General features: G+C 36.5%; 25 protein-coding genes and 1 other annotated feature. Of the genes, 17 read left to right on the forward strand and 8 right to left on the reverse strand.

Features of this window, described 5'->3' with window-relative positions:
* Positions 1-63 precede the first annotated feature (63 nt).
* Positions 64-1092: an Eco57I restriction-modification methylase domain-containing protein gene (locus tag MUN42_RS01105; RefSeq protein ID WP_243342429.1), complete on the forward strand. Its 1029-nt coding sequence runs from the start codon at positions 64-66 to the stop codon at positions 1090-1092.
* Positions 1092-4442: a DEAD/DEAH box helicase family protein gene (locus MUN42_RS01110; RefSeq protein ID WP_243342430.1), complete on the forward strand. Its 3351-nt coding sequence runs from the start codon at positions 1092-1094 to the stop codon at positions 4440-4442. The genes MUN42_RS01105 and MUN42_RS01110 overlap by 1 nt, the downstream gene beginning before the upstream one ends.
* Before the next feature lie 169 nt (positions 4443-4611).
* Here the strand turns inward: MUN42_RS01110 and MUN42_RS01115 are convergent, their stop codons facing one another.
* Together MUN42_RS01115 and MUN42_RS01120 are read right to left on the reverse strand one after the other, a co-directional pair.
* Positions 4612-5349, reverse strand: coding sequence for an amino acid ABC transporter ATP-binding protein (locus MUN42_RS01115; RefSeq protein ID WP_279323773.1), 738 nt, complete (start codon positions 5347-5349; stop codon positions 4612-4614).
* Positions 5342-6913 (reverse strand): ABC transporter substrate-binding protein/permease, encoded by a 1572-nt coding sequence (locus MUN42_RS01120; RefSeq protein ID WP_243342431.1) that lies wholly within the window; start codon positions 6911-6913, stop codon positions 5342-5344. Before MUN42_RS01120 ends, MUN42_RS01115 begins: the two co-directional genes overlap by 8 nt.
* Positions 6914-6976: 63 nt before the next feature.
* Positions 6977-7206: a binding site (T-box leader), on the reverse strand.
* Positions 7207-7332: 126 nt separating this feature from the next.
* On the opposite strand from MUN42_RS01120, the gene MUN42_RS01125 reads away from it, so the two are divergent.
* On the forward strand, positions 7333-8121 hold the full coding sequence (locus MUN42_RS01125; RefSeq protein WP_347708747.1) for an Mrp/NBP35 family ATP-binding protein: 789 nt from the start codon (positions 7333-7335) through the stop codon (positions 8119-8121).
* Positions 8121-9092, forward strand: a complete 972-nt coding sequence (locus MUN42_RS01130; RefSeq protein ID WP_243342432.1) for a DUF1002 domain-containing protein — start codon at positions 8121-8123, stop codon at positions 9090-9092. Before MUN42_RS01125 ends, MUN42_RS01130 begins: the two co-directional genes overlap by 1 nt.
* Before the next feature lie 29 nt (positions 9093-9121).
* Here the strand turns inward: MUN42_RS01130 and MUN42_RS01135 are convergent, their stop codons facing one another.
* The 3 genes from MUN42_RS01135 to MUN42_RS01145 are packed head-to-tail and all read right to left on the reverse strand — an operon-like array spanning position 9122 to position 11236.
* The gene (locus MUN42_RS01135; protein ID WP_243342433.1) at positions 9122-9496 is read right to left on the reverse strand and encodes a thioesterase family protein; all 375 of its coding nucleotides are present in this window, start codon (positions 9494-9496) and stop codon (positions 9122-9124) included.
* A 24-nt stretch (positions 9497-9520) separates the two neighbouring features.
* Positions 9521-10588, reverse strand: coding sequence for a C40 family peptidase (locus MUN42_RS01140; RefSeq protein ID WP_243342434.1), 1068 nt, complete (start codon positions 10586-10588; stop codon positions 9521-9523).
* Between the two features lie 57 nt (positions 10589-10645).
* Entirely contained in the window at positions 10646-11236 is a 591-nt protein-coding gene (locus MUN42_RS01145; RefSeq protein ID WP_243342435.1) for a hypothetical protein, read from the reverse strand.
* 114 nt (positions 11237-11350) lie between these two features.
* Here MUN42_RS01145 and glsA point away from each other — a divergent pair, with 114 nt between their 5' ends.
* Positions 11351-12280 (forward strand): glutaminase A, encoded by a 930-nt coding sequence (gene glsA / locus MUN42_RS01150; protein ID WP_243342436.1) that lies wholly within the window; start codon positions 11351-11353, stop codon positions 12278-12280.
* On the opposite strand, the gene MUN42_RS01155 is transcribed toward glsA, so the two are convergent.
* Positions 12277-13428, reverse strand: coding sequence for an MFS transporter (locus tag MUN42_RS01155; RefSeq protein ID WP_243342437.1), 1152 nt, complete (start codon positions 13426-13428; stop codon positions 12277-12279). The genes glsA and MUN42_RS01155 overlap by 4 nt on opposite strands.
* Positions 13429-13577: 149 nt before the next feature.
* On the opposite strand from MUN42_RS01155, the gene MUN42_RS01160 reads away from it, so the two are divergent.
* Together MUN42_RS01160 and MUN42_RS01165 are read left to right on the forward strand one after the other, a co-directional pair.
* Positions 13578-14444: an MATE family efflux transporter gene (locus MUN42_RS01160; protein WP_243342438.1), complete on the forward strand. Its 867-nt coding sequence runs from the start codon at positions 13578-13580 to the stop codon at positions 14442-14444.
* Positions 14444-14944 (forward strand): hypothetical protein, encoded by a 501-nt coding sequence (locus MUN42_RS01165; protein ID WP_243342459.1) that lies wholly within the window; start codon positions 14444-14446, stop codon positions 14942-14944. The genes MUN42_RS01160 and MUN42_RS01165 overlap by 1 nt, the downstream gene beginning before the upstream one ends.
* A 35-nt stretch (positions 14945-14979) precedes the next feature.
* Here MUN42_RS01165 and MUN42_RS01170 read toward each other — a convergent pair whose 3' ends face one another.
* Positions 14980-15261 carry a GNAT family N-acetyltransferase gene (locus tag MUN42_RS01170; RefSeq protein WP_243342439.1) on the reverse strand — a complete coding sequence of 94 codons (282 nt, stop codon included), beginning with the start codon at positions 15259-15261 and terminating at the stop codon, positions 14980-14982.
* Positions 15262-15359: 98 nt separating this feature from the next.
* Between MUN42_RS01170 and MUN42_RS01175 the strand changes: the two genes are divergently transcribed.
* The 8 genes from MUN42_RS01175 (at position 15360) to MUN42_RS01210 (ending at position 19834) form a co-directional block, all read left to right on the forward strand.
* A complete protein-coding gene (locus tag MUN42_RS01175) occupies positions 15360-16124 on the forward strand; it encodes a hypothetical protein (protein ID WP_243342440.1) in 765 nt (254 codons plus the stop codon).
* 204 nt (positions 16125-16328) lie between these two features.
* On the forward strand, positions 16329-16769 hold the full coding sequence (gene rplM, locus MUN42_RS01180) for a 50S ribosomal protein L13 (protein WP_243342441.1): 441 nt from the start codon (positions 16329-16331) through the stop codon (positions 16767-16769).
* 10 nt (positions 16770-16779) lie between these two features.
* Positions 16780-17169 carry a 30S ribosomal protein S9 gene (gene rpsI / locus MUN42_RS01185; protein WP_243342442.1) on the forward strand — a complete coding sequence of 130 codons (390 nt, stop codon included), beginning with the start codon at positions 16780-16782 and terminating at the stop codon, positions 17167-17169.
* Positions 17170-17228: 59 nt separating this feature from the next.
* Complete coding sequence (locus MUN42_RS01190) at positions 17229-17864, forward strand: epoxyqueuosine reductase QueH (protein ID WP_243342443.1); 636 nt, start codon at positions 17229-17231, stop codon at positions 17862-17864.
* Positions 17865-17910: 46 nt separating this feature from the next.
* Positions 17911-18195: a hypothetical protein gene (locus MUN42_RS01195; RefSeq protein ID WP_243342444.1), complete on the forward strand. Its 285-nt coding sequence runs from the start codon at positions 17911-17913 to the stop codon at positions 18193-18195.
* Between the two features lie 12 nt (positions 18196-18207).
* Positions 18208-18714: a ferritin gene (locus MUN42_RS01200; protein WP_243342445.1), complete on the forward strand. Its 507-nt coding sequence runs from the start codon at positions 18208-18210 to the stop codon at positions 18712-18714.
* Positions 18715-18718: 4 nt separating this feature from the next.
* Positions 18719-19426: an aldose epimerase gene (locus MUN42_RS01205; protein ID WP_243342446.1), complete on the forward strand. Its 708-nt coding sequence runs from the start codon at positions 18719-18721 to the stop codon at positions 19424-19426.
* A gap of 90 nt (positions 19427-19516) precedes the next feature.
* A complete protein-coding gene (locus tag MUN42_RS01210; protein ID WP_243342447.1) occupies positions 19517-19834 on the forward strand; it encodes a hypothetical protein in 318 nt (105 codons plus the stop codon).
* 47 nt (positions 19835-19881) lie between these two features.
* Here the strand turns inward: MUN42_RS01210 and MUN42_RS01215 are convergent, their stop codons facing one another.
* Positions 19882-20682 carry a Cof-type HAD-IIB family hydrolase gene (locus MUN42_RS01215; protein WP_243342448.1) on the reverse strand — a complete coding sequence of 267 codons (801 nt, stop codon included), beginning with the start codon at positions 20680-20682 and terminating at the stop codon, positions 19882-19884.
* A gap of 156 nt (positions 20683-20838) precedes the next feature.
* On the opposite strand from MUN42_RS01215, the gene srtB reads away from it, so the two are divergent.
* Both srtB and MUN42_RS01225 read left to right on the forward strand, forming a co-directional pair.
* Positions 20839-21615, forward strand: coding sequence for a class B sortase (srtB, locus tag MUN42_RS01220; RefSeq protein ID WP_243342449.1), 777 nt, complete (start codon positions 20839-20841; stop codon positions 21613-21615).
* 32 nt (positions 21616-21647) lie between these two features.
* The gene (locus MUN42_RS01225) at positions 21648-22517 is read left to right on the forward strand and encodes a DNA glycosylase (protein WP_243342460.1); all 870 of its coding nucleotides are present in this window, start codon (positions 21648-21650) and stop codon (positions 22515-22517) included.
* Positions 22518-22567: the final 50 nt, after the last annotated feature.

Here is a 22567-nt window from a genome sequence, read left to right on the forward strand (position 1 = left end):
CTATGCCTATACTACTCCAGGGGTTACTTATCACGATAGCTGGACTAAGAAAGGAGAAGTAAAATGAAAAAATTTGATTTTGTAATAGGGAATCCACCTTACCAGGATACTTTTATTGGAGATAGTACACAAGCTCCTCCAGTTTATCACTTATTTGTTGAAGAAGCTAAAGAAATTTCTGATAAAATTTTGCTAATAACACCTGCAAGATTTTTATTTAATGCTGGTGCAACTCCAAAAGCTTGGAATGAAAAAATGTTAAACTATGATCATATAAAAGTTATGAAATATGAACAAAAGTCTGCGAGTATTTTCCCAAATACTGATATTAAGGGTGGAGTTACAATTTTTTATATAGACAAATTAAAAAAGTACAACCCAATAAAAGTCTTTACATCCTTTAATGAGCTTAATTCTATCATACAAAAAATGAATAGATTTAATTATCAATCTTTGTCTACCATAATGTATGGACAAAATACGTATAAATTTTCAGAAAAAGTCCATGAAGATTACAAGGATATAGAAGAAAAATTGAGCAAAGGTCACAAATATGATTTAACAACAAGTATTTTTGATAAATTACCAGAGATATTTTTAGATGATGTTGACAATAAAGAAGATTATATGCAAATAATTGGAAGAAGTAATGGTAAAAGAGTCTATAAATGGATTAAAAGAGCTTATATTAGGCCCAACGATACCCTCCTCAAGTATAAGGTTATTCTTCCAAAATCCAATGGATCAGGGGCTATAGGGGAGGTTTTAAGCACACCCCTAATCGGGGAACCCCTAATCGGGTATACTCAAACTTTTATAAGCATAGGATTATTTGATAACTATATTGAGACTGAGAATTGTTTAAAATATATAAAGACAAAATTTGCAAGAACTATGCTGGGGGTTTTGAAAATAACTCAAGACAACCCTCCTGCTAAATGGAAATATGTCCCCCTTCAAGACTTTACAGAATCTTCTGATATAGATCGGTCTAAGTCAATTCCTGAAATAGATAGGCAGTTATATAAAAAATATGGCTTAAATGAAGAAGAAATTTCCTTTATAGAAGAAAAAGTTCAGGAGATGGAATAATGGCAAAGATTAATTTAAACACAGCCAAGGAAGTTATTCCTCAATGCTATGCCTATATTACTCCTGAAGTCCCTAAGCATAATGGATGGACCAAGATAGGCTATACAGAAAGGGATGTAGAAACAAGGATAAAGGAACAAACTCATACAGTAGGTATCAAGCCTGTATTAAAATGGCACAAAAACGCCACTTTTGAGGGGACTAATGAAACTTTTACTGATAAGGACTTTCATGGATATTTGGCTAAATTAGGAATAGAGAGAGATGATCATACTGAGTGGTTTAAGATAGATCCAGATGATGCTAAATTAAAATTTAATGATTTTAGGGAAAATAGAGGAATAATAGAGGTAAGTCAAGATCCTCTTTTGTATAAACTTAGAGGGGAGCAAGAAGAAGCAGTAAGAAAAACTATAGAATATTTTTCTAGCCACAAAAATGGAGAATTTTTGTGGAACGCCAAGCCAAGATTTGGAAAAACTTTATCAACTTATGATTTGTGTATAAAAATGGGTTTGTCCAATATTTTGGTAGTTACTAATAGACCTGCCATAGCTAACTCATGGTATGAGGATTATGTGAAGTTTGTTGGTCCTAAGTCAGGCTATTATTTTGTAAGCCATATCGATTCTCTAAAGGATAGGACTTATGTCCTCGATAGGAGTCAATACTTAGATAAGGCTATAGAAGATGAAAATCTTAGGGGTTGTATAGAATTTGTTAGCCTCCAAGATATAAAGGGTTCTAAGTATTTTGGTGGAGATGTTAATAATGACAAGCTTAGGGAACTAAGTGGAGATTTGGATAAAAATGGCAAGCAAATAGGTATGATCTGGGATATCCTAGTAATAGATGAGGCCCATGAGGGAGTAGATACCTTTAAGACTGACCTAGCCTTTAAATATATAAAGAGAAGGCACACCTTACACTTATCAGGTACTCCTTTTAAGGCTTTGGCAAGGGATAAGTTTGCTGAGGATGCTATATATAATTGGACTTATGCTGATGAGCAAAGGGCAAAGAAGGATTGGGATAGGTCAAGTGAAGAAGAAAACCCTTATGAAGTATTACCTAAATTAAATTTATATACTTATCAAATGTCTGAGCTTATAAGAGAAAAGGTTGAATCAGGGATAGCTATTGATGGGGAAGGTGAAGAATATGCTTTTGACTTAAATGAGTTTTTCTCAACTAAGGAATCTGGAAAGTTTGTATATGAAAAGGATGTAGATAAGTTTTTGGATGCTTTAGTTAGTCAGGAGAAGTTTCCATTTTCTACAGAAGATTTGAGAAGGGAGATAAAACATTCTTTTTGGATTTTAAATAGGGTAGATAGTGCAAAGGAATTGGCTAGGAAATTAAATCAACACCCAGTATTTAAGGAATATAATATAATCCTTGCTGCAGGAGATGGAAGACTAGACAATGATGATGAAAATAAGAAAGCCTATGACGAAGTAGTGGAAGCTATTAAGAAATATGATAAGACTATTACTTTATCTGTTGGTCAGCTGACTACAGGAATTACAATTCCAGAATGGACAGCAGTTCTTATGCTAAACAATATGAAGAGTCCTGCCCTTTATATGCAGGCTGCCTTTAGGTCTCAAAATCCATGTTTATTTTATGAAAATGGGAAGTCTTTTAGAAAGAAGAATGCCTATGTGTTTGATTTTGATCCAGCAAGAACCCTTACTATATTTGAAGAGTTTGCCAATGACCTCCTATCAGATACCTCTGGTGGGCGAGGTGATAGCGAAACTAGGAAAAAACATGTAAGAGAGCTTTTAAATTTCTTCCCTGTTTATGGAGAGGACAAAGACGGGGAGATGATCTTGTTAGATGCAGAGAAGGTTCTTAGCATACCAAGAAAAATTCATGCTAGTGAGGTAGTAAACCGAGGCTTTATATCTAACTTTTTATTTGCAAATATTGGCAATATATTTTCTGCTCCTCTTGAAGTTAGGGATATATTAAATAAAGTAAAAACCGCAGATGAGGGTAAGAAGATAAAGAATGTAGAAGTGGAAGATGATACACCGGATGAGTTAAACCTAAATGCTGATAATGAAGTCGAGATTTCAGAAGAGCAAATCATTGGTAGGGCAACTGATATATTTGGTGATAAGATATATGGTGTAATAGAGGAAGGCTTGGCAGAAAAGATAGATGAAGTTCAAAGCACTCCTACTAGAAAGAATAATGAAATAAAAAAATTAAAAGAAGAGCTAAGTAAGCCAATAACTGAAGTTTTTATCAAAGAAACACAAGCAAGCTATGGGGATAATTTAAGCAAGTCTACTCAAAGACATTTGCAAAGAAACTTAAAGAAGTCAACTGATAGGGTGATAGAGGAAGAATATGGAAGCTGGATAAAAGAAAATAACAAGCACGAAGATAGCAGAAATGAAGAGTTAGATAAGGCGAAAACTGGCAGTGAAGTAACTGAAATCAATAAGAGGTATGACAAAGAAGCTGAAAAAAATAAATTAGATTTTTATCAAAGGATAAAAGAAAGATTAGAATCTAGAGAATTTATTGAAGATGTTGGTAAAGACGTAGTTGAAGTTGTAGAAACAGATAATAAAAATGAGAAAAAAAAGCTCATTGAAGATTCTGTTAGAGAGCATTTGAGAGGATTTTCAAGGACTATCCCATCTTTCTTGATGGCCTATGGAGATTATGATACAAACCTTAATGACTTTGATAAAATTGTTCCAGCAGACGTATTCAAAGAAGTTACAAGTATTACACTAGATGAATTCAGATTTTTACGTGACGGTGGAGATTATATTGATAGTGTAAGTGGTGAAAGTAAATATTTTGAAGGCCATCTCTTTGATGAAATAGTCTTTAACGACTCAGTCAAGGAATTCCTTAATAAGAAAAAAGATCTATCTAACTACTTTGATGAGGGTGTTAAGAGAGATATTTTTGATTATATTCCACCACAAAAGACCAACCAAATCTATACTCCTAAAAAGGTTGTTGTAGAGATGGTAGACTTATTAGAAAAGGAAAATCCGGGTTGCTTTGACGATCCTGATAAGACTTTTATAGATTTGTATATGAAGTCTGGTCTATATATTGCTGAAATTGTTAAAAGACTTTATAGAAGTGATAGGATGAAAGAGCTTTACTCAAATGATGAGGATAGGCTAAATCATATTTTTGAAAAGCAGGTCTACGGACTAGCCCCTACTGAAATTATCTATCAAATCGCCCTTCATTTTGTTCTAGGATTTACGGATAAGATAAAAATAAATAAGCATAATCTTAGAAAGTTAGATTCATTAAAGTGTATCCAAGAAGGAATATTGGAAGATAAGTTAGATGAGCTATTTGGCTAATAGGATGCTAGAGATCGCCTTAGGGATAGGGCGATCTTTTTTGTGAAAATTTATCTTAAAGAATAGATTTTATATAAAAACCAAGCTCTAGATTAAATCTCTAAGGCCTTATAGTAATTAAAATGACCAGCCTTTCTCAAGTAATGTAGAGCTAGGCTGGTCATATTTTTTATTTTTCAAGAAACCTGCTTAGGAATTCTCGGGTTCTGTCGTGTTTTGGATTGGTGAAGATTTCTTTTGGGCTGCCATCTTCTAGGATAATGCCTTGGTTCATAAAGAGGACTCTGGTTGATACGTCTCTTGCGAAGTCCATCTCATGGGTTACCACTATCATGGTCATGCCGGATTTGGCGAGTTTTCTCATTACGTCTAGGACTTCACCTACTGTTTCTGGGTCTAGGGCGCTGGTTGGCTCATCGAAGAGGAGGACGTCTGGATCCATGCACAAGGCTCTGGCTATGGCTACTCTTTGTTTTTGACCACCTGATATTTGGGAAGGCTTGGCATTGACGTAGTTTTGCATATTTACGGATTCTAGGTGCCTTCTTGACCTTTCTTCGGCTTCTTTTTTTGACTTGCCTAGGACTTTAATTTGGCCTAGTATACAGTTTTCTAGTACTGTTTTGTTGGCAAAGAGGTTGAAGTTTTGGAAAACCATACCGACTCTTGATCTGAAGTGTCTCCTGTCATATTTTGGCTCTAGGATGTTTGCTCCTCTGTAGAGGATCTTGCCACCGCTTGGTTCTTCTAGGAGGTTGATACATCTAAGGAGGGTTGATTTTCCTGATCCAGATGAGCCGATAATGGTTACTACTTCTCCTTCATCTACGCTCATATTGATGTCTTTTAGGACTAGGTTATCTCCAAATTTTTTCTCTAGGTTTTCGATTTTTATTATTTCAGACATTTTTTGCTCCTGTTGATGATTCCATTACAAAGTCAGTATCGTTAAATTTCTTTTCTAGGTATAAGAGGATTCTAGTTATACTGAAGGTTAGGACAAAGTAGATTACTGCTGTAATTAGGTAGGTTGGGAAGTATTGGTATGTTGATCCTGCTACTGATTTTGACATAAAGAATAGTTCTGTAACGGATATTACGTTTAGGACAGAGGTATCCTTGATGTTGATTACGAACTCATTACCTAGTGATGGTAGAATGGTTAGTATGGTTTGTGGCAAGATAACGTGGACCATTGTTTGAAATTCGCTAAGTCCTATGGCCTTGCAGGCTTCAAATTGTCCCTTGTCTATTGAATTTATTCCTCCTCTTACTACTTCTGATAGGTAGGCTCCTGTGTTGATGGATACTATGAGAAGGGCAGCAAACATAGTTGATAGGTCTATGTCAAGGTATTGTTTGAGACCGTAAAATATTATTACGGCTTGGACCATCATTGGAGTTCCCCTAAATATTTCTACATAGGCTACTAGGATAAATTTAACTAGCTTGTGGAGGGATCTTATTATTATGTTTGAGTGAGGATTTACTTCGCTTTTTCTAATGATGGCGACTATTAGTCCTATGAGAAAACCTAGGAGGGTTGATATTATAGCTATTATTAGAGTATTTACTAGTCCTCTAATGAAAAGTGTTGAGTAGGTAGCCCAGATATCTTTTACTTCTTGGAAGAAGCCTACTTCTGCTTCCTCTTCGTCTGAGGTGAGGGCTGTCATCTCTGCCATTATTTTTTCTTGTTCACTATCTATGTCTATATCTTCTAGGATGGCGTTTACTTTATCTGTAAGGTCTGAGTTTTTTCTAAGACCTACACCAACAGTTGTGTCTGAGTCTGATGTTTCAAAGCCATTTGCCTCATCAAAGGTAATGTAGGTTAGGTTCTTGTTGGCGCTGACTGCGGCTTGGGCTCCTGCTTCTTCTGATATATAGCCATCGATTGTTCCAGCATTGGTTGCTGCTATCATGGTTGGGAAGGAGTCCATGGCTTCTTGTTTTTCTACTCCTTTCATTTGGTCGATTACATCCACGTGGAAGGTGCCGAGTTGGCCAGTTATCTTGGCCCCTTCGAAGTCGTTTATGGACTTGGCATTGACATAGGGACTGTCTTTGGGAACTACAACTACCATCTTTGCCCTATAATATGGTATGGAAAAGTCGATTTGCTCTAGTCTTTCATCTGTTGGACTCATGCCTGCAATTATTGCATCGATCTTGCCACTAGTTAGGGCAGGGATTAGGCCGTCCCATTCGATTTTGTAAATCTCTAGCTTCTTGCCTAGGCCATCTGCTATTTTTTGAGCAAATTGGACATCGTAACCGTTGGCATATTCTCCAGTGGAGTTTGCTACTGGGTAGGCTCCATTTTCATCTGTTACGACAGAGAAGTTGAAGGGAGCGTAGTTGACCTCCATACCTACCTTGAGGGTATCACTATCATCTGCCGCATATACCCTAAGGATGGGAGATAGGATTAGGGCAAGGACAGTTAAGATTTTTAATAATTTCTTCATATATTTTCCTTTCTTATATTTCTTTGATAATAGACTTAAAAAAGCCCCTAGCTCCCAAAAGGAACTAAGGGCGAAATTCGCGTTACCACCTTAATTTAACTAGCTCTCACAAGCTAGAACTCAGCAAGTACTTACATACTCTCTCGCTATAACGTGCAAGCCACGTTGCCAGATCAATTATCCCCAGCAAAACTCCAAGTCTTTATTCACTAAAGTTCAAAATCTCCATTTCCACCAGCTAGGATTCTCTATCTAATGAGCTCTTTAGTTACTCTTCTTATCAAAGTTGCTGTTAATATTCTACAAGGAAAAGTAGAATTGTCAAGACCAATAAGTCCTGTTAAAGATATGGAAATCGTTAGAAAAACGCATATAATTATATAATAAATTAAGATTATTTATTTTTAAAGGAGATATTTGTGCAAAAGAGAACTATTAATTTAGATAAATTTAAAATAAAGACCCACGAGGGAACCAATATAAAGAAAGTCATAGCAGTTATGAGTGGTAAGGGTGGAGTAGGTAAAAGCTCTGTTTCATCCCTTATAGCATCATCCCTTAACAAGAAGGGCTACAAGGTTGCCCTCTTCGATGCAGATATAACTGGTCCATCTATAGCCCAAGCCTTTGGTATCAATGAGCCAGTAAGGGGGACCAAGGAGGGACTCATGTATCCAGCAGAAACAGACCTCGGAATAAAAATTATGTCAGTCAATATGATTTTGAAGGAAAAAACTGACCCAGTTGTTTGGAGATCATCTATAGTTACCCAAGTCATCAAGCAATTCTATACAGATGTAGATTGGGGAGATATAGACTACATGGTAGTAGATATGCCTCCAGGAACTGCTGATGTCCCACTTACAGTCTTCCAATCCCTACCAATAGATGGAGTTGTCGCTGTGGCTACTCCCCAAGGCCTAGTAGAGATGGTTGTAGAAAAATCTCTAAAGATGGCTAAGATGATGGGTAAAAACCTCATAGGTATCGTAGAAAATATGTCCTACTTCGAATGCCCAGACTGTGGCAGCCGTCATGAGATCTTTGGCAAGTCAAATATAGAAGAAGTTGCTAGCAAATACAATCTAGATACCCTAGTCAAACTTCCAATCGACCCAAGTATTTCAGAAAAAATCGACCAAGGTAGGGCAGAAGATATAAATATAGACCAACTAGATCCAATAATTACAAAAATCGAGGAGTTATAATGAAAAAGAAAATCCTAGCAGGACTTATGTCCGCTGCCTTCATCCTACCAAGCCTTACATTAGCAAGTGGGATAGATGAAAGCAAAAACGACCTAGTCTATGGAGTGGCCCTTAGTGATAGCCAAAGGCAAGACGTAGATAAGGCTCTAGGGGCCAAGGGAGATGAAAATATCCTAAGTGTAAATGGGTCAGACCTAGAAAAATACCTAGGCTATTCTACTGCTGATTCCAATATGATATCATCAGTATATGTAAAAAGAGATGTAAAGGATAAGGGGATAGGGGTTAGCATAAAGACCCCTGCCAATATTACCGAGATTACTGAGAGCCAATATGCCAATGCAGCCATAACTGCCGGCATAACCGATGCAGACATCATAGTTGTATCTATCAAGCCTGTAACAGGAGAATCTGCCCTAGTAGGTGTCTACAAGGCAGAAGAAGCCAGGGGTAAGGAACTTGATACCAATAGAACTCAAGTAGCTCAAAAAGAGCTAGAGGCAGTAAGTGAAGTAGCCAAGGAAAATGAAGGTAAAGAAAATTTTGATGGAGAAAAACTAGACACAGTCATCATAGAAGTTAAGCAAAAACTTGCAGAACACAAGGAAAATGAGGGGGAGAAGGCTGATCCAAGCCAAATAGTGACCTACATTAAGGATGCCTTGGCAGATGTTGATATGGGAGATATTCTCTCCAATAACAATATAGAAATCCTTGTTAACTACTTCGAATCTTACCAAGAGACTTCAGCTATCGACTCAGAAGAAGTTAAGGAAAACCTAAAGGCCTTAGCCACTGACCTATCTGAAAAGGCCAATAAATTTTACCAAGACAACAAGGAAACAATTGATGAGATAGGGAAGGAAGTCCAAGAATCAGGAATCTTAGAAAAGTTAGCTAACTTCTTTCAGTCAATCATAAATTCAATAATGGAGGCTTTTTCATCAAACGAAAATGATCCTTCAAATTAAGTAATAAAAGAGGGACCTCACTGGGTCCCTTAAAATTTTCTTATTCTACTAGGATCTTTGATATATCTTTGGTGGATCCCATCACCTATTACCTTATTTTCGGTATAGACCTTGACCTTGAAGGTTAGCTTCTTGCCTTCGATTTCTATGAGCTCGCTATCGCACTTGATAACTGCACCTATCTTGGCACTGGCTAGGTGGTCGATGTTAAAGGACATCCCTACTGTTGTTTCATTGTCCTTAAGGTAGGGAGCGACTAGCTTTCTTGAAGTTTCCTCCATAAAGGCAATCATGAAGGGTGAAGCTAGGACATCTACTCCCTTATTACCAAAAAGTTCTGCACTATCCTTATCTCTTACTGTTTTTTCTTGAGTTTTTGTAATACCTATTTGTAATTTTTTCATAACTATCCTTATAAATGAAGAACTCTATTCAAATATTCTTTTTATAACAAATGGAGTATCGTAGATTGGGCTTACTATAACTCCTTGACCAGGATTTGCGGCATGGACCATATTGCCAAAGCCATCTGCTATGGCTACATGGTAGATATCATCATAAGATGATCCAAAGAAGATCAAATCTCCTGCCTTCTCTTCACCTAGCTTAACATCTTCCCCATAAGCTGCTTGCATCTTGGCACTATGAGGTAGGTTTAGACCATACTTTGCGAAAACTTCTAGGACAAGACCTGAGCAATCTATACCATTAGTCTTGGATGTACCTCCAAATACATAAGGACTTCCTACATATTCTACGGCATCATTGTAAATGCTTGCTCCAATATCATTAGAAGGGTCATCAATTATATCTCCATTGTCATCTACTAGGTAGGTTACATAGATTTCTTCATACTCTATTACATCTTCGGCTTGTCTTTCTGCTTCTTTTTGTCTTAATAAACTTTCGTTTATTTTTTGGTATTCTTTTTTAATTTTTTCTATTTCTTCCTTATCTTCCTTACTTAGGTCAAGAGATGATAGTTTTACATAACCTTCTTCATTTATGTCCTTATCCTTGCCCTCATCATCTAGAAACTTGTTGACTGTCCTATTGTAGCGTTTTTTGCTCCTATATGCTACCTTTACAAAATCGCTATCCTTATCAAAGTCCAAGATAGTAAGGGAAGTGCCCTTGCCAAGTTCATCCTCTGTTAGGTTCAAGCTATCAGAATCAGGATTTTCTTTGAGATTGCTAGGGCTTATTAGCTTGGCATCCCTTAGTCTAAAGAACCAAGACTTTCCTATATAGGCGTCCTTGTCTTCGTAGGATATTTGGTACCAATCCTTATCTTCATCTTTGATTTCTATGGGATTAAAGTCTTCGATTACCCCATAAATTTCTGCATCATTGGCCTTATCGGCTCTGATATAAACACCGCTCGTATTTTCTTTATTTAATATAACCTCATCAGCTAGAGATGGTAGGGGGCCAACTAGAGCCATACTTATAAAAAATGCTGATGATAGGCTTAAGAGTCTCTTTTTATTTTTCATTTTACCTTCCTATAACAAAACTATTTATATTATACCATATCTTTAGCTTTGTAGGAATTAAAAATTTTCATAAAATTCGTATGCAAAGTCTACCAGTTTTCTTGAGTAATCATTACGAAGGTAGGAAGGATCTAGGCGGTTAATCCTAACCCTGTCAAGTCCATCGCTATCCTTAAAGAGCTTAGCAAGCCTTGTGGCCCTTGGCCATTTACTTTCATCCTTCACGAACTCTCTTATGATATCATCCATTAGCTTATCATTTATAGAATGGGCTGTTATAACAGCTTGGAGGATGTTCTGGTCTTTTTTCTTAGTCCTTGCGTATTTTATATTACGAGTTGCTGCACGTCTGCCATGGTCTGTGTCCCATCCATCATTTACCCTCATGGTATCATGGAGGCTTGCGGCATCCCTTAGGATATCGGTATCAGCCTCATCAAGGTCATAGGCAAAGGAAAGAAGAAGGGTAAAAAATATAACTCTCTCAATATGGGCCTTGCCATGAACCTTGGAATCATAAAGGATATCTTCATTCAAAGTTTGGTAGGTGTCAACTAACATGTCAAAATATGGTGAAGCCATAAAGTCTTCATAAAAATCATATTTTCTGATCCGATTTTCATTTTTTAATATATCAATAACTCTCATATTTACTCCTCACTATAATTTTACGCTTGTTAATTGTAAATTTAAATGAGAAAAGGCTTTCTATTTATTATTTTTAAAATCGTTTCATAGAGTATGATATAAGGGAGGTAGATTATGTTATTAAATAAAGAATTGATTGATGAAAAAATAAGAATAGCTATTGAAAATAGCAAAAAATACATAGGCAAGGGGGAGGTCCCTTCATATATACCTGAGCTTTTGAATGTGGATAGGGACAACTTTGCCTTTTGCCTGGTGGGTACGACTGGAGATATTTTTACCTATGGGGATGATGAGATTGTCTTCTCCCTCCAATCCATATCTAAGATTTTGACACTAATCTTGGCACTTTCGGATACTACTCCAGCCTACCTGTATTCTAAGGTTGGATCTGAGCCTACTTCTTATGAGTTTAATTCCCTTATACCAATAGGGGATAAGGCTGCCAATCCCTTTATAAATGCAGGAGCCATTACAACTTCTTCTATGATTTTGGGAAGTGATAATGAGGAGAAATTTGATAGGATCTTAGGGCTATTTAGGTCTATGTCAGAATTTGAAGGGACAAAGATGGATGAAGGAATTTATACATCGGAGATAGCTACAGCAGATAGGAATAAGGCAATAGCCTATTATCTAAAGTCCAAGGGGATTTTTGACCAAAACCCAGATGAGGTATTAGACCTTTATATCAAGGCCTGCTCCATTGGAACAAATATAGAGGGCCTAGCGATGATGGGGGCAGTCCTTGCCAACAAGGGGATAGGAATAAAGACTAGGGAGATGATTGTACCAGAAAATATTGTCCAAATTGTAGTTAGCCAAATGGCATCTTGTGGGATGTATGAAAATAGCGGAGCCTACCTAATGAATGTAGGGATTCCTTCCAAGTCTGGAGTATCGGGAGCCATAGTGGGAGTAGTGCCGGAGGTTTGCTCCCTTGCAGTCTATAGCCCTAGGCTTGATAAGACAGGTAACTCTGTAAGGGGCAAGGGCCTCTTTAAAATAATATCCCAAGACCTGGGACTAAATATTTTTGTCTAGGACCTATTTGACCTAACCTTGATATATTCATAAAAGACTACAAGGAATAAAAATAAGTATAGGGGACAGAAGGCCCAGAAGGCAAAGGTGAGGGAAGTAGTCTTCACCAGATTTCCGGCAAGAGCTAGGAAAAACGGTGATATAAAGCTTCCTATATTACAACCTATAAAGATTAGATTATTTACTATCCTATTGGTCGTTCCCCTAGAAAATCTCGAAGCCTCTGCAAAAAGGTAAGGAAAGCATAGGGACTGACTAAAGGAAATTATTAGCATGGATAGGATAAAGATATACATCTTATCAGCTGATAGGGCAATAAAAATATTGGCCACTAGGTAGAGGATTAGACCTAGAAAGAGGGTCTTTTCCCTAAGGATATTATTGATATAGCCGAACAAAAATCCAGATACCATACCAACTATAGGGAGGATTAGCATATAGGCATTTATATTGGCATCTAGCCCTAAGTTCATGGTTATTATGCTAGGAAGTCTAACCAAGATTGCGTTTATATTCATAATCATAATTCCAGCAAAGCATACATAAAAGAATATTTGCTTGTTCATACGAAATTTGCTTCTTTCTTTTTTGATACCAACGTCAGGTACATAATAGGTAAAAAAGAAAAAGACAATGATGGCTAGGCAATATGCCAGGTAGCCATAGACCCATTCAAACTTAATAAGAAATCCTGCCACAAGTAATAGGAGGATTTGACCGATAAATTCCATAGAATTTCTGATTCCCATTAGGCTAGAGAGCTTTTCACCCTCATACAAGGCACTTATGTAGTTGGCAGAATGGCCATTAAAAAGTCCAAGCCCTGCACCTAAAATTATCCTAGATACAAAGATTGAAGAGTAGTTTGTAACTATGACTGGGATAAGACCTGATATAAATACCATGATGAGTCCGATTTGAACTGATTTTTTCATGCCCAAGATACGGGTTACAGACTCGCTTAGTGCTATGGTAATGACAGCTGCTATGGATGATAGGGTTATAAGAAATTCTGAAGTTTCCCTAGAGATGCCGAGGTCCCTTTGCATAAAGGGAAAGGTACCCGATATGGCAGAGTTAGTTGCTAGAAAAAGTGCTATAGAAAGGATAGCAAGTCCAGTTAATTTTTTATTTCTATAAGATTTCATAAATCTTAACCTCCCAACATAATCATCATACTAGCAAAACTATACCATTTTGTAAGAAAATGAGCTAATTATTAACTATTATTTACAAAACAAGGAAATACTTGACTTTTTCCTAGTGCTAGCTCTTATAATAATAGGAAGGAGAAAGAATGAAAAAGACTTTAGTTAAAACTTATTTGAGATACTTATTACCTACAATTGCAACTATGATTTTATACTCAACCTATACCATGGTCGATGGGATATTTGTCGGCCAAGGAGTAGGAGCGACGGGCATCACAGCTGTCAATATTTCTATGCCCTATGTAAATTTTATCTTTGCTATTTCTATTTTAATATCCATAGGGTCGCTGAATTTAGTAACTTACCAGCTGGGTAAGGGGGATAAGAAAAAGGCAGACGAGATATTTTCGATAGCCTTTGCTATATCTCTAATAGCATCCCTGGTTATAGCCATCCCTAGCCTTATTTTTATAGATAAGCTAGTAATTTTCCTTGGAGCAAGCCCAGAAGTTAAGACTCTGGTTATTGATTACCTATCTGTAATCCTAATCTTGGCTCCCTTTTATGTAGTGGCATATTTATTTGAAATTATGGTCAAGGCTGATGGGAGGCCTTTCTTGGCTACAGGCTTTATGGCCCTATCGGCTCTGACCAATATAGTCCTAGACTATATCTTTATCTTTAAATTTAATATGGGGGTAAGGGGAGCAGCTATAGCTACAGGGATAGCCCAACTACTTCCTGCCCTTGCCTACCTAGCCTACTTTGTATCTCCCCTTTCTAGACTTAAGTTTAGGATCTTTACCTTTAAGGCCTATATTGCAAAGGAGATAATTTCTTATGGCCTACCGGGAGCCTTAAATGAGCTATCTCCTGGCTTTATTACCCTATTATTTAATAATGTCATAGGTAGACTTTATGGGATAAGGGGCCTTGATGCCTACACAATAATGTCCTATGTTATGGTCTTTGTTGTAAATATAATAATCGGAATAAACCAAGCCAGCCTCTAATTTCCTTTAATTTTGGTAGGGAATCTTATAAAGATGTCCTAAGACTTAGAAAATATATGGTAAGAAGTGCCTTTATCCTATCAGCCCTTATGTTTGTGGTCATTTACCTAAGACCAAAGCTCTTCATAGATTTATTTATAGGGGACTACGATGGGGACTTTTTGGTCTTTACTAGTAAAAATTTAAGGACCTTTTCCATAGCTTTCTTGATAATGGCCTACAATATTGTAAATGCGAGCTTCATGAGTGCTGTAAAAAATACGACCTACGACTTTTATATCACAATCCTAAGGGGCTACGTTATTATAGGCCTACTAATCTTTAGCCTGCCATGGATTTTCTCCAAGGAGATTGTCTGGCATATCCTTACAATTTCTGAGCTACTAACCCTCTTTGTAACAATATTTCTTGTTAGGAAGGAAGAAGGGGAGATAAAAAAATTTCTTGCGAGAGAGGAGAGGCTTAAAAAAAGACAAAAAAATAACCCCCTCGATTCTTAGAAGGTCTAAGAAAAGAGGGGAAGCCTTAGTAATACTTATCTAGCATCTACATCCTTATATTCTTCTGATTCGTCAAATTTCTTAACAGCGTAGGAGCAAACAGGGAAGATCTTCTTTCCTTCTTCTCTTGCTTTTTCTACTACTGTGTCCACAAGCTTAGCAGCAAGGCCTTGGCCACCATATTCTCTAGCAACTACTGTGTGGGTTATAACGTAATCGCCATCCCTATCTTCGTATTGGCAGAAGCCGATTTTCTTTTCTCCATCAAAGGCTTGTGCTTCATTTTCGTTTTCGTTTAATCTAATTTTTATATCCATTTTATCACCTCACTAATCTTATACCCAAAAATATATATCCTAGTCTTTTTCGTTGTTAGATTGCCTGGAATATGTTATAATTATATAAGGAGGATTATATGAAAAGAGAGTACAAATTATCATCACTTATCCTAGTTATGATCTTGGCAAGTGTTTTGACAATGATAACAAGCTGGTTATTCTTTGCCATAGCAGGCAATAGTCTAATAATGACCTTTGTCGGTCAAATTTTGTTAATGATCTTATCCCTTATCTTTCAATTTGCCCTTAGCAGCGGACTTTTGAGAAATAGGATGGGGAGCGTGGGAGAATATCTAAATCAAGTTAATTACATAAATGGTAAGATAATCTTGATAAATATTATTGTTCAAATAGTTATTACCTTTATAGTTACCCTAGTAACTAGCTTTGGTGGAGCCTTTTTATTTATTGCAATGGTTGAGGCTCAACCTACTACAGGCACCTTTGTTGCTATCTTAGTTGCCTTACTTATAGTTGCCTTTATTTTAATATACAACCTATTGATATCCTATTCTAACTTCTATATGGCAGACTTTTTAGTTGATTCTTATAGGAATATAGGTATCTTTGAGGCTATCAAGAATATCTTTAGGATAGGTAAAGACCTTATGGGTAAGACCTTTATGGTTTACTTAAAGGCTGCTATAATTCCTATAGTTTTGTTAATTATTATGATATTATTAGGAAGGTCTAACTTCGGAATGGGAGCTGCCTTTCTCTTTACCTTGATTATAATTGCTATGCTAATTTATAGCCTAGTAATAGGGGGAATTGTCCTAGCTAGGATGTCTGACTTATATATTGATTATATGGAAGTCAATAGGAGCAAATACCTCAAATAATATGGGTTATATTCCTTATAGGATTTGACAATACCTAATATTTGTGGTATTATAAACAAGTCGATTTAAAGTTTCTTTTATGAAGCTTTCGATTAGGTCGCTAATCCCGGGAGCGATCATTACAAGTGCCGGGACGAGTACAGCCGCCACCTACTAAGAGCGGTTTCCAAATATAGTAGGCGAAATATTTATAGGAGGAATTTTATGAAACATCAAAAAACTTACACTGCAACTCCTGATTCATTCGAGAGAAAATGGTATGTAGTTGATGCCGAAGGAATGGTATTAGGTAGACTAGCAAGCCAAGTTGCAGCAGTACTTAGAGGAAAGAACAAACCTACATTTACTCCACACATTGATACTGGAGACTATGTAATAGTAATTAATGCTGAAAAAGTCATCCTTACAGGTAACAAAGAAGACCAAAAAGAATATCAAAGATATTCAGGCTATGCCGGTGGTCAAAAGATTACAAAGTATAAGGATATGAAGGAAAAACATCCTGAAAGAATCATAACTCACGCAGTAGAAGGTATGCTTCCAAAGAACAAATTAGGAAGAGCTATGGCTAAGAAGCTTAGAGTTTATGTTGGATCTGATCATAAACATGAAGCACAAATGCCAGAAGTACTAGAGTTAAATTAAGGAGGACTAAATGGCAGATATAATTCAAGCAACAGGTAGAAGAAAGACTTCTGTAGCTCGTGCTACAATGGTATCAGGCAGTGGAAATATCCTAGTAAATGGTAAGAACCTAGAAGATTACTTTAGTTTTGACAACCTAGTAGTAATTGCGAAATCACCACTAGCTTTAACAGAAAACCTAAACAACTACGATATAAAAATTAACGTACAAGGTGGCGGCTATACAGGACAAGCTGGAGCTATAAGACACGCTATAGCAAGAGCCCTCCTAATCGCAAACCCTGACTATAGACAAGCTCTAAAGAGAGCGGGATTCCTAACAAGAGATTCTCGTAAGAAAGAAAGGAAGAAGGCAGGTCTTAAAAAGGCTAGAAAATCTTCACAATTCTCAAAGAGATAATCTTATGGATACAAAACACATTCCTTTCGGGGTTTGTGTTTTTTTATTTTGGAGAAAGTATGAACAAAATTAATTACAACCTAAAAATGGAAGAGATAATAAAAGAAAATAGAAAAAAGGGACTAAGGCCGACCCTCCTCCTCCAAGTCTGCTGTGCCCCATGCTCTACTGCAGTTCTTGATAGGATAAAGGATGACTTTGAGATTGATATGTTTTACTACAATCCAAACATCTACCCCTATGAGGAATTAAACAAGAGATGTGAGACCCTAAGAGACCTAAAGGAAGAAATGGGTCTTGGTGGAGAGATTATTTTTCCAGAAAACAAGAAGGAAGACTTTGCTGATGTTGCAAGACTTAGGTCCAAAGACAAAGAGGGGGGCAGGGCCTGCTATGAGTGCTATAAGCTTAGACTTGAGGAGACAGCAGCCTATGCCAAGGATAAGGGCTATGATTACTTTACAACCACCCTTTCTATATCTCCCTATAAGAATAGCACTTGGATTAATGAGATAGGGGAAGACCTTGAGGAAAAATACGGGGTCAACTACCTCTATGCTGACTTTAAGAAAAAGAATGGCTACAAAAAATCCATCGATCTTTCAAAAGAATACGGCCTATATAGGCAAGACTATTGTGGGTGTATCTTTTCCTACAGGGAGATGGAAGAGAAAAAGAGCCAAGAAAAAAATTAAGTTATAAATTTAAATATTTGGGTAATATCTATTATAGGAGATGGATATGAAAGATTTACTTTTTATTAGAAAAATAGAAGCCGATAAGGGTATCGATGAAGTCTATCCAATAACATTTGAACTTGGTGGAACTTTTGAGAAAGATGCGGCAATTAAAATTTTTAATAAGCTAGAGGATATGAAGGTAATTGAATCCAATAGGTTTACTATAAGGGGTAATTCTTTGACGATTTATATCCAGGCCCAAAATATTAACAAAGTTGTTGAACTATTAATAAAGGAGGGAATCAATATATATGGCATCTATGTCGTATATGGAGATTCATTTTAAAAGGAGAGAAAAATGGACAATAGAATTTTAGACTTAATCAATGAACAAATGAACTTTGAATACGAATCAGCTTACATCTACAAGGCTATGGCAGCTTATACAGATGACCTAGACCTTGATGGATTCACAAATTGGCTAGATAACCAATCAATCGAAGAAATCTACCATGGTGAAGGAATGAAAGACTTCTTACAATCAGTAGGTTACAAACCAGTTTATACAACAATGGAAGCTCCAAAGGCTGAATACGAAAACGTACTTGACCTAGTTAAAACTGCCTTTGCCCATGAGCAAGAAGTTACTAGAAGAATCCACAACATAGCTAAAGAAGCTAATGGTGTTGATGAGAGAATTAGATCATTTATCCAATGGTATATAGATGAACAAGTTGAAGAAGAAGAAAACTTCTCAAAACTTATCACAAGACTTGAAAGAATCGGGGACAACTGGGGTGCTATGTATGTACTAGACCATGAACTAGGACTTAGACCAGCTCCACAAAAACCAGTTATAGGCTAGTAAAATGAAAACAATAGCAGGTAATAATCTCAGAGCAGTAATTAACGAAGAGGGAGCTTATCTAGAAAAATTAACTTTTGGAGATAAACAAGTCTTCTTTGATAAAACTGACATCACAAGAGAAGATAAAACTAAAGTTAGGGGAGGTATGCACACTTGTGCACCTAACTTCTCAGATGATAAGACCTTGAATGAACTTCCTACCCATGGCTTTGCCAGGGATTTGACCTGGGAAGTTTTGGAAGAAGGGGAAGATAAGCTATCACTAGGACTTAAGGGCGTAGGCTCTTATGAAAATGTATCCTTTAGGATAGACTACAAGATCGAAGATGATAGACTAAATACCAAACTTGCTATAAAAAATGAAGGAGGCGAAGAAAAAATAATAGCACCTGCCTTCCACCCATACTTTAATACCAATTATGATGAGCTAAGTGTAGAAGGTTATGAGATCGATAAGGAAGAACTCCCTAATTCTATCTTTATAGAAACTGCTGATTTGAGCTTTAAGACAAGTGATTTTGCTATAGATATAGTAGGAAAAGAAAATGTAGGGATCTATACAATTTGGACAGATTTTTGGGATAATTACCTATGCCTTGAGCCTACCTACAATGCAAGAGCCTTTGCTGATGAGAGCCTGGAAGCATATAAGCTTAAAGCTAATGAAAGCTTTGTTCAAGATTTTGATATTATAATAAAAGAACTTTAAAATATTGAAATCAGATTTGAAGATATGAAAAATATATTTGCAAATACTTAAGATACATGTATAATAGTATTAAGAAAGAGAGGCTGTATTATGTTATTCGGAGCTATGATCTTAATATTAACTTTTGTATTTGGATTTAGTATTTTTAAATTTGTAGGAAAAGTAGGATTTAGTATCGGAAAGTTGCTTTTATTTTTAATATTCCTACCAGTAGTTTTACTAGTAGGTACTATAATCTTTGGCTTTGCAGCTATTCCTTTTGGATTAATATTAGGAATAGGAGGCCTAATTATAGGGCTAATATGGGGGCTAATTAAACTCGCCTTTGGTCTAATACCTATACTTTTAGTAGGTGGAGGAATATATTTTTTGGTAAAGCACTTTAAATCAGATTATGAAATTTGGTAAAAAAATAAGGGTCTAGTATGAACTAGACTCTTTTTATGTGCCTCTATTTAATTTAGTACATATTTTTCTATCGCTTCTCCCACAGCTCCCTCTTCATTGGTAGCTTCTGCCACATGAGTCGCTGATTCTTTTACTTGGAGGTGGGCGTTGGCTACTGCTACAGATGTGCCTGCTGTCTCTAGCATGGCTACGTCATTGTAGTTATCTCCAATAGCCAAGGTATCTTCTATGTCTATATCATAGATCTTACAAACTTTCTTTAGGGCCTCACCTTTATTTACTCCCTTGGCATTGATTTCCATAAACATATCTGATGAATAAGATATTTCTAGGTCGTAGTTAGTGAGGTAGGCTATATCTATTTCTAGACCTTGGAGGAAGTTCATATCTCTGCTTTTGATTATTACCTTGAGGATTATATCATCTTTGAGAAATTCAATATTAGTATCCTTAAGGGGAGTGATTTGATTTTCTGCGAAACTATCCCTATCAAGGTTTATAGCGTATTTGTTGTCAATAGTATAAATATAACAGGTCAAATTATTAAAGGCTGCGAAGTCTAGGATTGTCTTGGCATAGTCATATTTTAGGCCAAGGGCCTCCACTATTTCCTTGGTTTGAAGGTTCATAATAACAGCCCCATTACAGCAAATAGCGTAGCGGTTCTCAAACTGAAGGCCAGCCTTTTCTGGTATATCAAAAAGCTCGTAGGTACCTCTTCCAGTGGCGAGGATAACTATAATTCCAAGGTCTTGGGCCTTTTTAATAGCGGCTACGTTACGACTAGGGACATTTTTCTGGCTATCTACTAGGGTTTCATCAACATCTGATGCTATTAACTTAATCATTTCCATTCCTTTTATTAACTAAATCTGGGACAAAATAATCATCTTTAATTAGAGATAAATTTTATATTTTACTTTTAAAATTTTTCTATTAGGGTATATTATACTAATAAGAGTTAAATTTTTAAAGCATGATAAAGTTTACATGAAGGAGGCTTTATGAAAGGTAAAGTTATATCTGTAATAAGATTCTTCTTAGTTATAGTTATTGTTGTCTGCCTTGCAATTTTAGGTAAGAGAGGCTATGACTATTGGACAAATATACAAAATAACAAGCACATACAAGGACTCATAGAGGAGAGTCAAAACGAACCTCCAACAGTAGCCAAGGCTGAAGAGGAGGGAGATAGCAAATTTGAGAAGCTTGAGAAGCAAAACCTCTATCTTCTAGAGAAGTTTAAGGAAGAGAACTCTGATGTAGTGGGTATTATTGAGATACCTGGCACCAAGATCAAATATCCTATTCTTCATGCCGTAGATAATGATTTTTATCTAAGAAGGGGACTAAATAAGGAATATGACCTTGCTGGATCTATATTTATGGATACCAACAACGAGATGGATTTTTCTGATGATAACACAGTAATATATGGCCACCACTTGGAGCTTGATACAATGTTTACATCTCTGGAAAATTATAGAGACCAGGAATATGCAGAAAATCATAGGACAATATATATAACAACAGATGAAGGACTAATGGAATATGAGGTCTTCTCAGCTTACGGTATTCCTTCAGACTATGACTATAGGAGTCTAGATTTTGCCTACGATTCTGACAAGATTGATTATTTTAATACCCTAAAGTCAAATAGCGAAGTTTCCTTGCATATGTCTAAGGAATTTAGTGCCGATGATAAGATTATAACCTTATCAACATGCGAATATGATTATTGGGATCAAAGACTTGCCATTCAAGCGGTGAGGGTTAATTAGTGAATAGGTATATTAATAGAGAAAAAAGAGACTTGGCTTTGAGGGAGACTCCTTTAGGTCTTGAGCTTAGGGAGAACTCTTTTAAGCCGCGTCATATTTTTGAATGCGGACAGTGCTTTAATTTTAATTATGAAGAAGATGGATCCTATACGGCAGTTTTCTTGGGAAAGATTATAAATCTACTAGAAAAAGAAGACCATGTCCTAATTAGGAATGTGGATAGAGAAACTTTCTATGAGATATTTTATGACTACTTTGACCTAGGAGTAGACTATGAAAAAATCAAAAAAGAGGTCTCAATAGACACAACTCTCGAAAGAGCTACCGACTATGGCTATGGTATAAGAATATTAAACCAAGAATTATTTGAGACAGTTATCTCCTTTATAATATCAGCCAACAACCAAATTCCTAGGATAAAAAAGGCAGTAAGGATTATTTCTGAGAGGTATGGGACATATATAGGAGACTTTATGGGTAGGTCCTACTATTCCTTCCCAGATGCTCAAGTATTAAAGGATGCAAGGCCAGAAGACCTTAGGGAATATGCTAGGGTAGGCTTTAGGGATAAGAGGATAGTTGATGCTAGCCAAATGATCTATGATGGAGCCTTGGACTTTGATTGGGATAGTCTATCAACCCTTGAGATCCGTAAGAAACTAATAGAGCTTCCAGGAGTAGGCCCAAAGGTAGCTGATTGCATATTGCTCTTTGCCTTCCATAGGAGGGAGACCTTCCCTGTGGATGTATGGATCAAAAGGGTAATGGAGACCCTCTTTATCAAAAAAGAAGTTCCCAAAAAAGAAGTAGAGTCCTATGCCAGGGCTTATTTTAAGGACCTAGCAGGCTATGCTCAGCAATACCTTTTTTACTATGGTAGGGAAGAAAAAATTGGCAAGTAAGACATTTTATAGGTCTTTTTAGTACCATAAATAGTGTAAGAAAGAAAGTG

The organism is Anaerococcus sp. AGMB09787 (assembly GCF_022808955.1).
In the GTDB taxonomy this organism is placed as follows: Bacteria; Bacillota; Clostridia; order Tissierellales; family Peptoniphilaceae; genus Anaerococcus.

Excerpts from the sequence above, each read along its gene's own strand:
- MUN42_RS01205 (WP_243342446.1), top strand. The coding sequence starts at position 18,719 with ATGAAAACAATAGCAGGTAATAATCTCAGAGCAGTAATTAACGAAGAG.
- glsA (WP_243342436.1), top strand. The coding sequence starts at position 11,351 with ATGTTATTAAATAAAGAATTGATTGATGAAAAAATAAGAATAGCTATT.
- rplM (WP_243342441.1), top strand. The coding sequence starts at position 16,329 with ATGAAACATCAAAAAACTTACACTGCAACTCCTGATTCATTCGAGAGA.
- rpsI (WP_243342442.1), top strand. The coding sequence starts at position 16,780 with ATGGCAGATATAATTCAAGCAACAGGTAGAAGAAAGACTTCTGTAGCT.
- MUN42_RS01110 (WP_243342430.1), top strand. The coding sequence starts at position 1,092 with ATGGCAAAGATTAATTTAAACACAGCCAAGGAAGTTATTCCTCAATGC.
- MUN42_RS01190 (WP_243342443.1), top strand. The coding sequence starts at position 17,229 with ATGAACAAAATTAATTACAACCTAAAAATGGAAGAGATAATAAAAGAA.
- MUN42_RS01135 (WP_243342433.1), bottom strand. The coding sequence starts at position 9,496 with ATGAAAAAATTACAAATAGGTATTACAAAAACTCAAGAAAAAACAGTA.
- MUN42_RS01115 (WP_279323773.1), bottom strand. The coding sequence starts at position 5,349 with ATGTCTGAAATAATAAAAATCGAAAACCTAGAGAAAAAATTTGGAGAT.
- MUN42_RS01105 (WP_243342429.1), top strand. The coding sequence starts at position 64 with ATGAAAAAATTTGATTTTGTAATAGGGAATCCACCTTACCAGGATACT.
- MUN42_RS01155 (WP_243342437.1), bottom strand. The coding sequence starts at position 13,428 with ATGAAATCTTATAGAAATAAAAAATTAACTGGACTTGCTATCCTTTCT.
- MUN42_RS01130 (WP_243342432.1), top strand. The coding sequence starts at position 8,121 with ATGAAAAAGAAAATCCTAGCAGGACTTATGTCCGCTGCCTTCATCCTA.
- MUN42_RS01195 (WP_243342444.1), top strand. The coding sequence starts at position 17,911 with ATGAAAGATTTACTTTTTATTAGAAAAATAGAAGCCGATAAGGGTATC.
- MUN42_RS01140 (WP_243342434.1), bottom strand. The coding sequence starts at position 10,588 with ATGAAAAATAAAAAGAGACTCTTAAGCCTATCATCAGCATTTTTTATA.
- MUN42_RS01120 (WP_243342431.1), bottom strand. The coding sequence starts at position 6,913 with ATGAAGAAATTATTAAAAATCTTAACTGTCCTTGCCCTAATCCTATCT.
- MUN42_RS01160 (WP_243342438.1), top strand. The coding sequence starts at position 13,578 with ATGAAAAAGACTTTAGTTAAAACTTATTTGAGATACTTATTACCTACA.
- MUN42_RS01210 (WP_243342447.1), top strand. The coding sequence starts at position 19,517 with ATGTTATTCGGAGCTATGATCTTAATATTAACTTTTGTATTTGGATTT.
- srtB (WP_243342449.1), top strand. The coding sequence starts at position 20,839 with ATGAAAGGTAAAGTTATATCTGTAATAAGATTCTTCTTAGTTATAGTT.
- MUN42_RS01200 (WP_243342445.1), top strand. The coding sequence starts at position 18,208 with ATGGACAATAGAATTTTAGACTTAATCAATGAACAAATGAACTTTGAA.
- MUN42_RS01175 (WP_243342440.1), top strand. The coding sequence starts at position 15,360 with ATGAAAAGAGAGTACAAATTATCATCACTTATCCTAGTTATGATCTTG.
- MUN42_RS01145 (WP_243342435.1), bottom strand. The coding sequence starts at position 11,236 with ATGAGAGTTATTGATATATTAAAAAATGAAAATCGGATCAGAAAATAT.
- MUN42_RS01215 (WP_243342448.1), bottom strand. The coding sequence starts at position 20,682 with ATGATTAAGTTAATAGCATCAGATGTTGATGAAACCCTAGTAGATAGC.
- MUN42_RS01170 (WP_243342439.1), bottom strand. The coding sequence starts at position 15,261 with ATGGATATAAAAATTAGATTAAACGAAAACGAAAATGAAGCACAAGCC.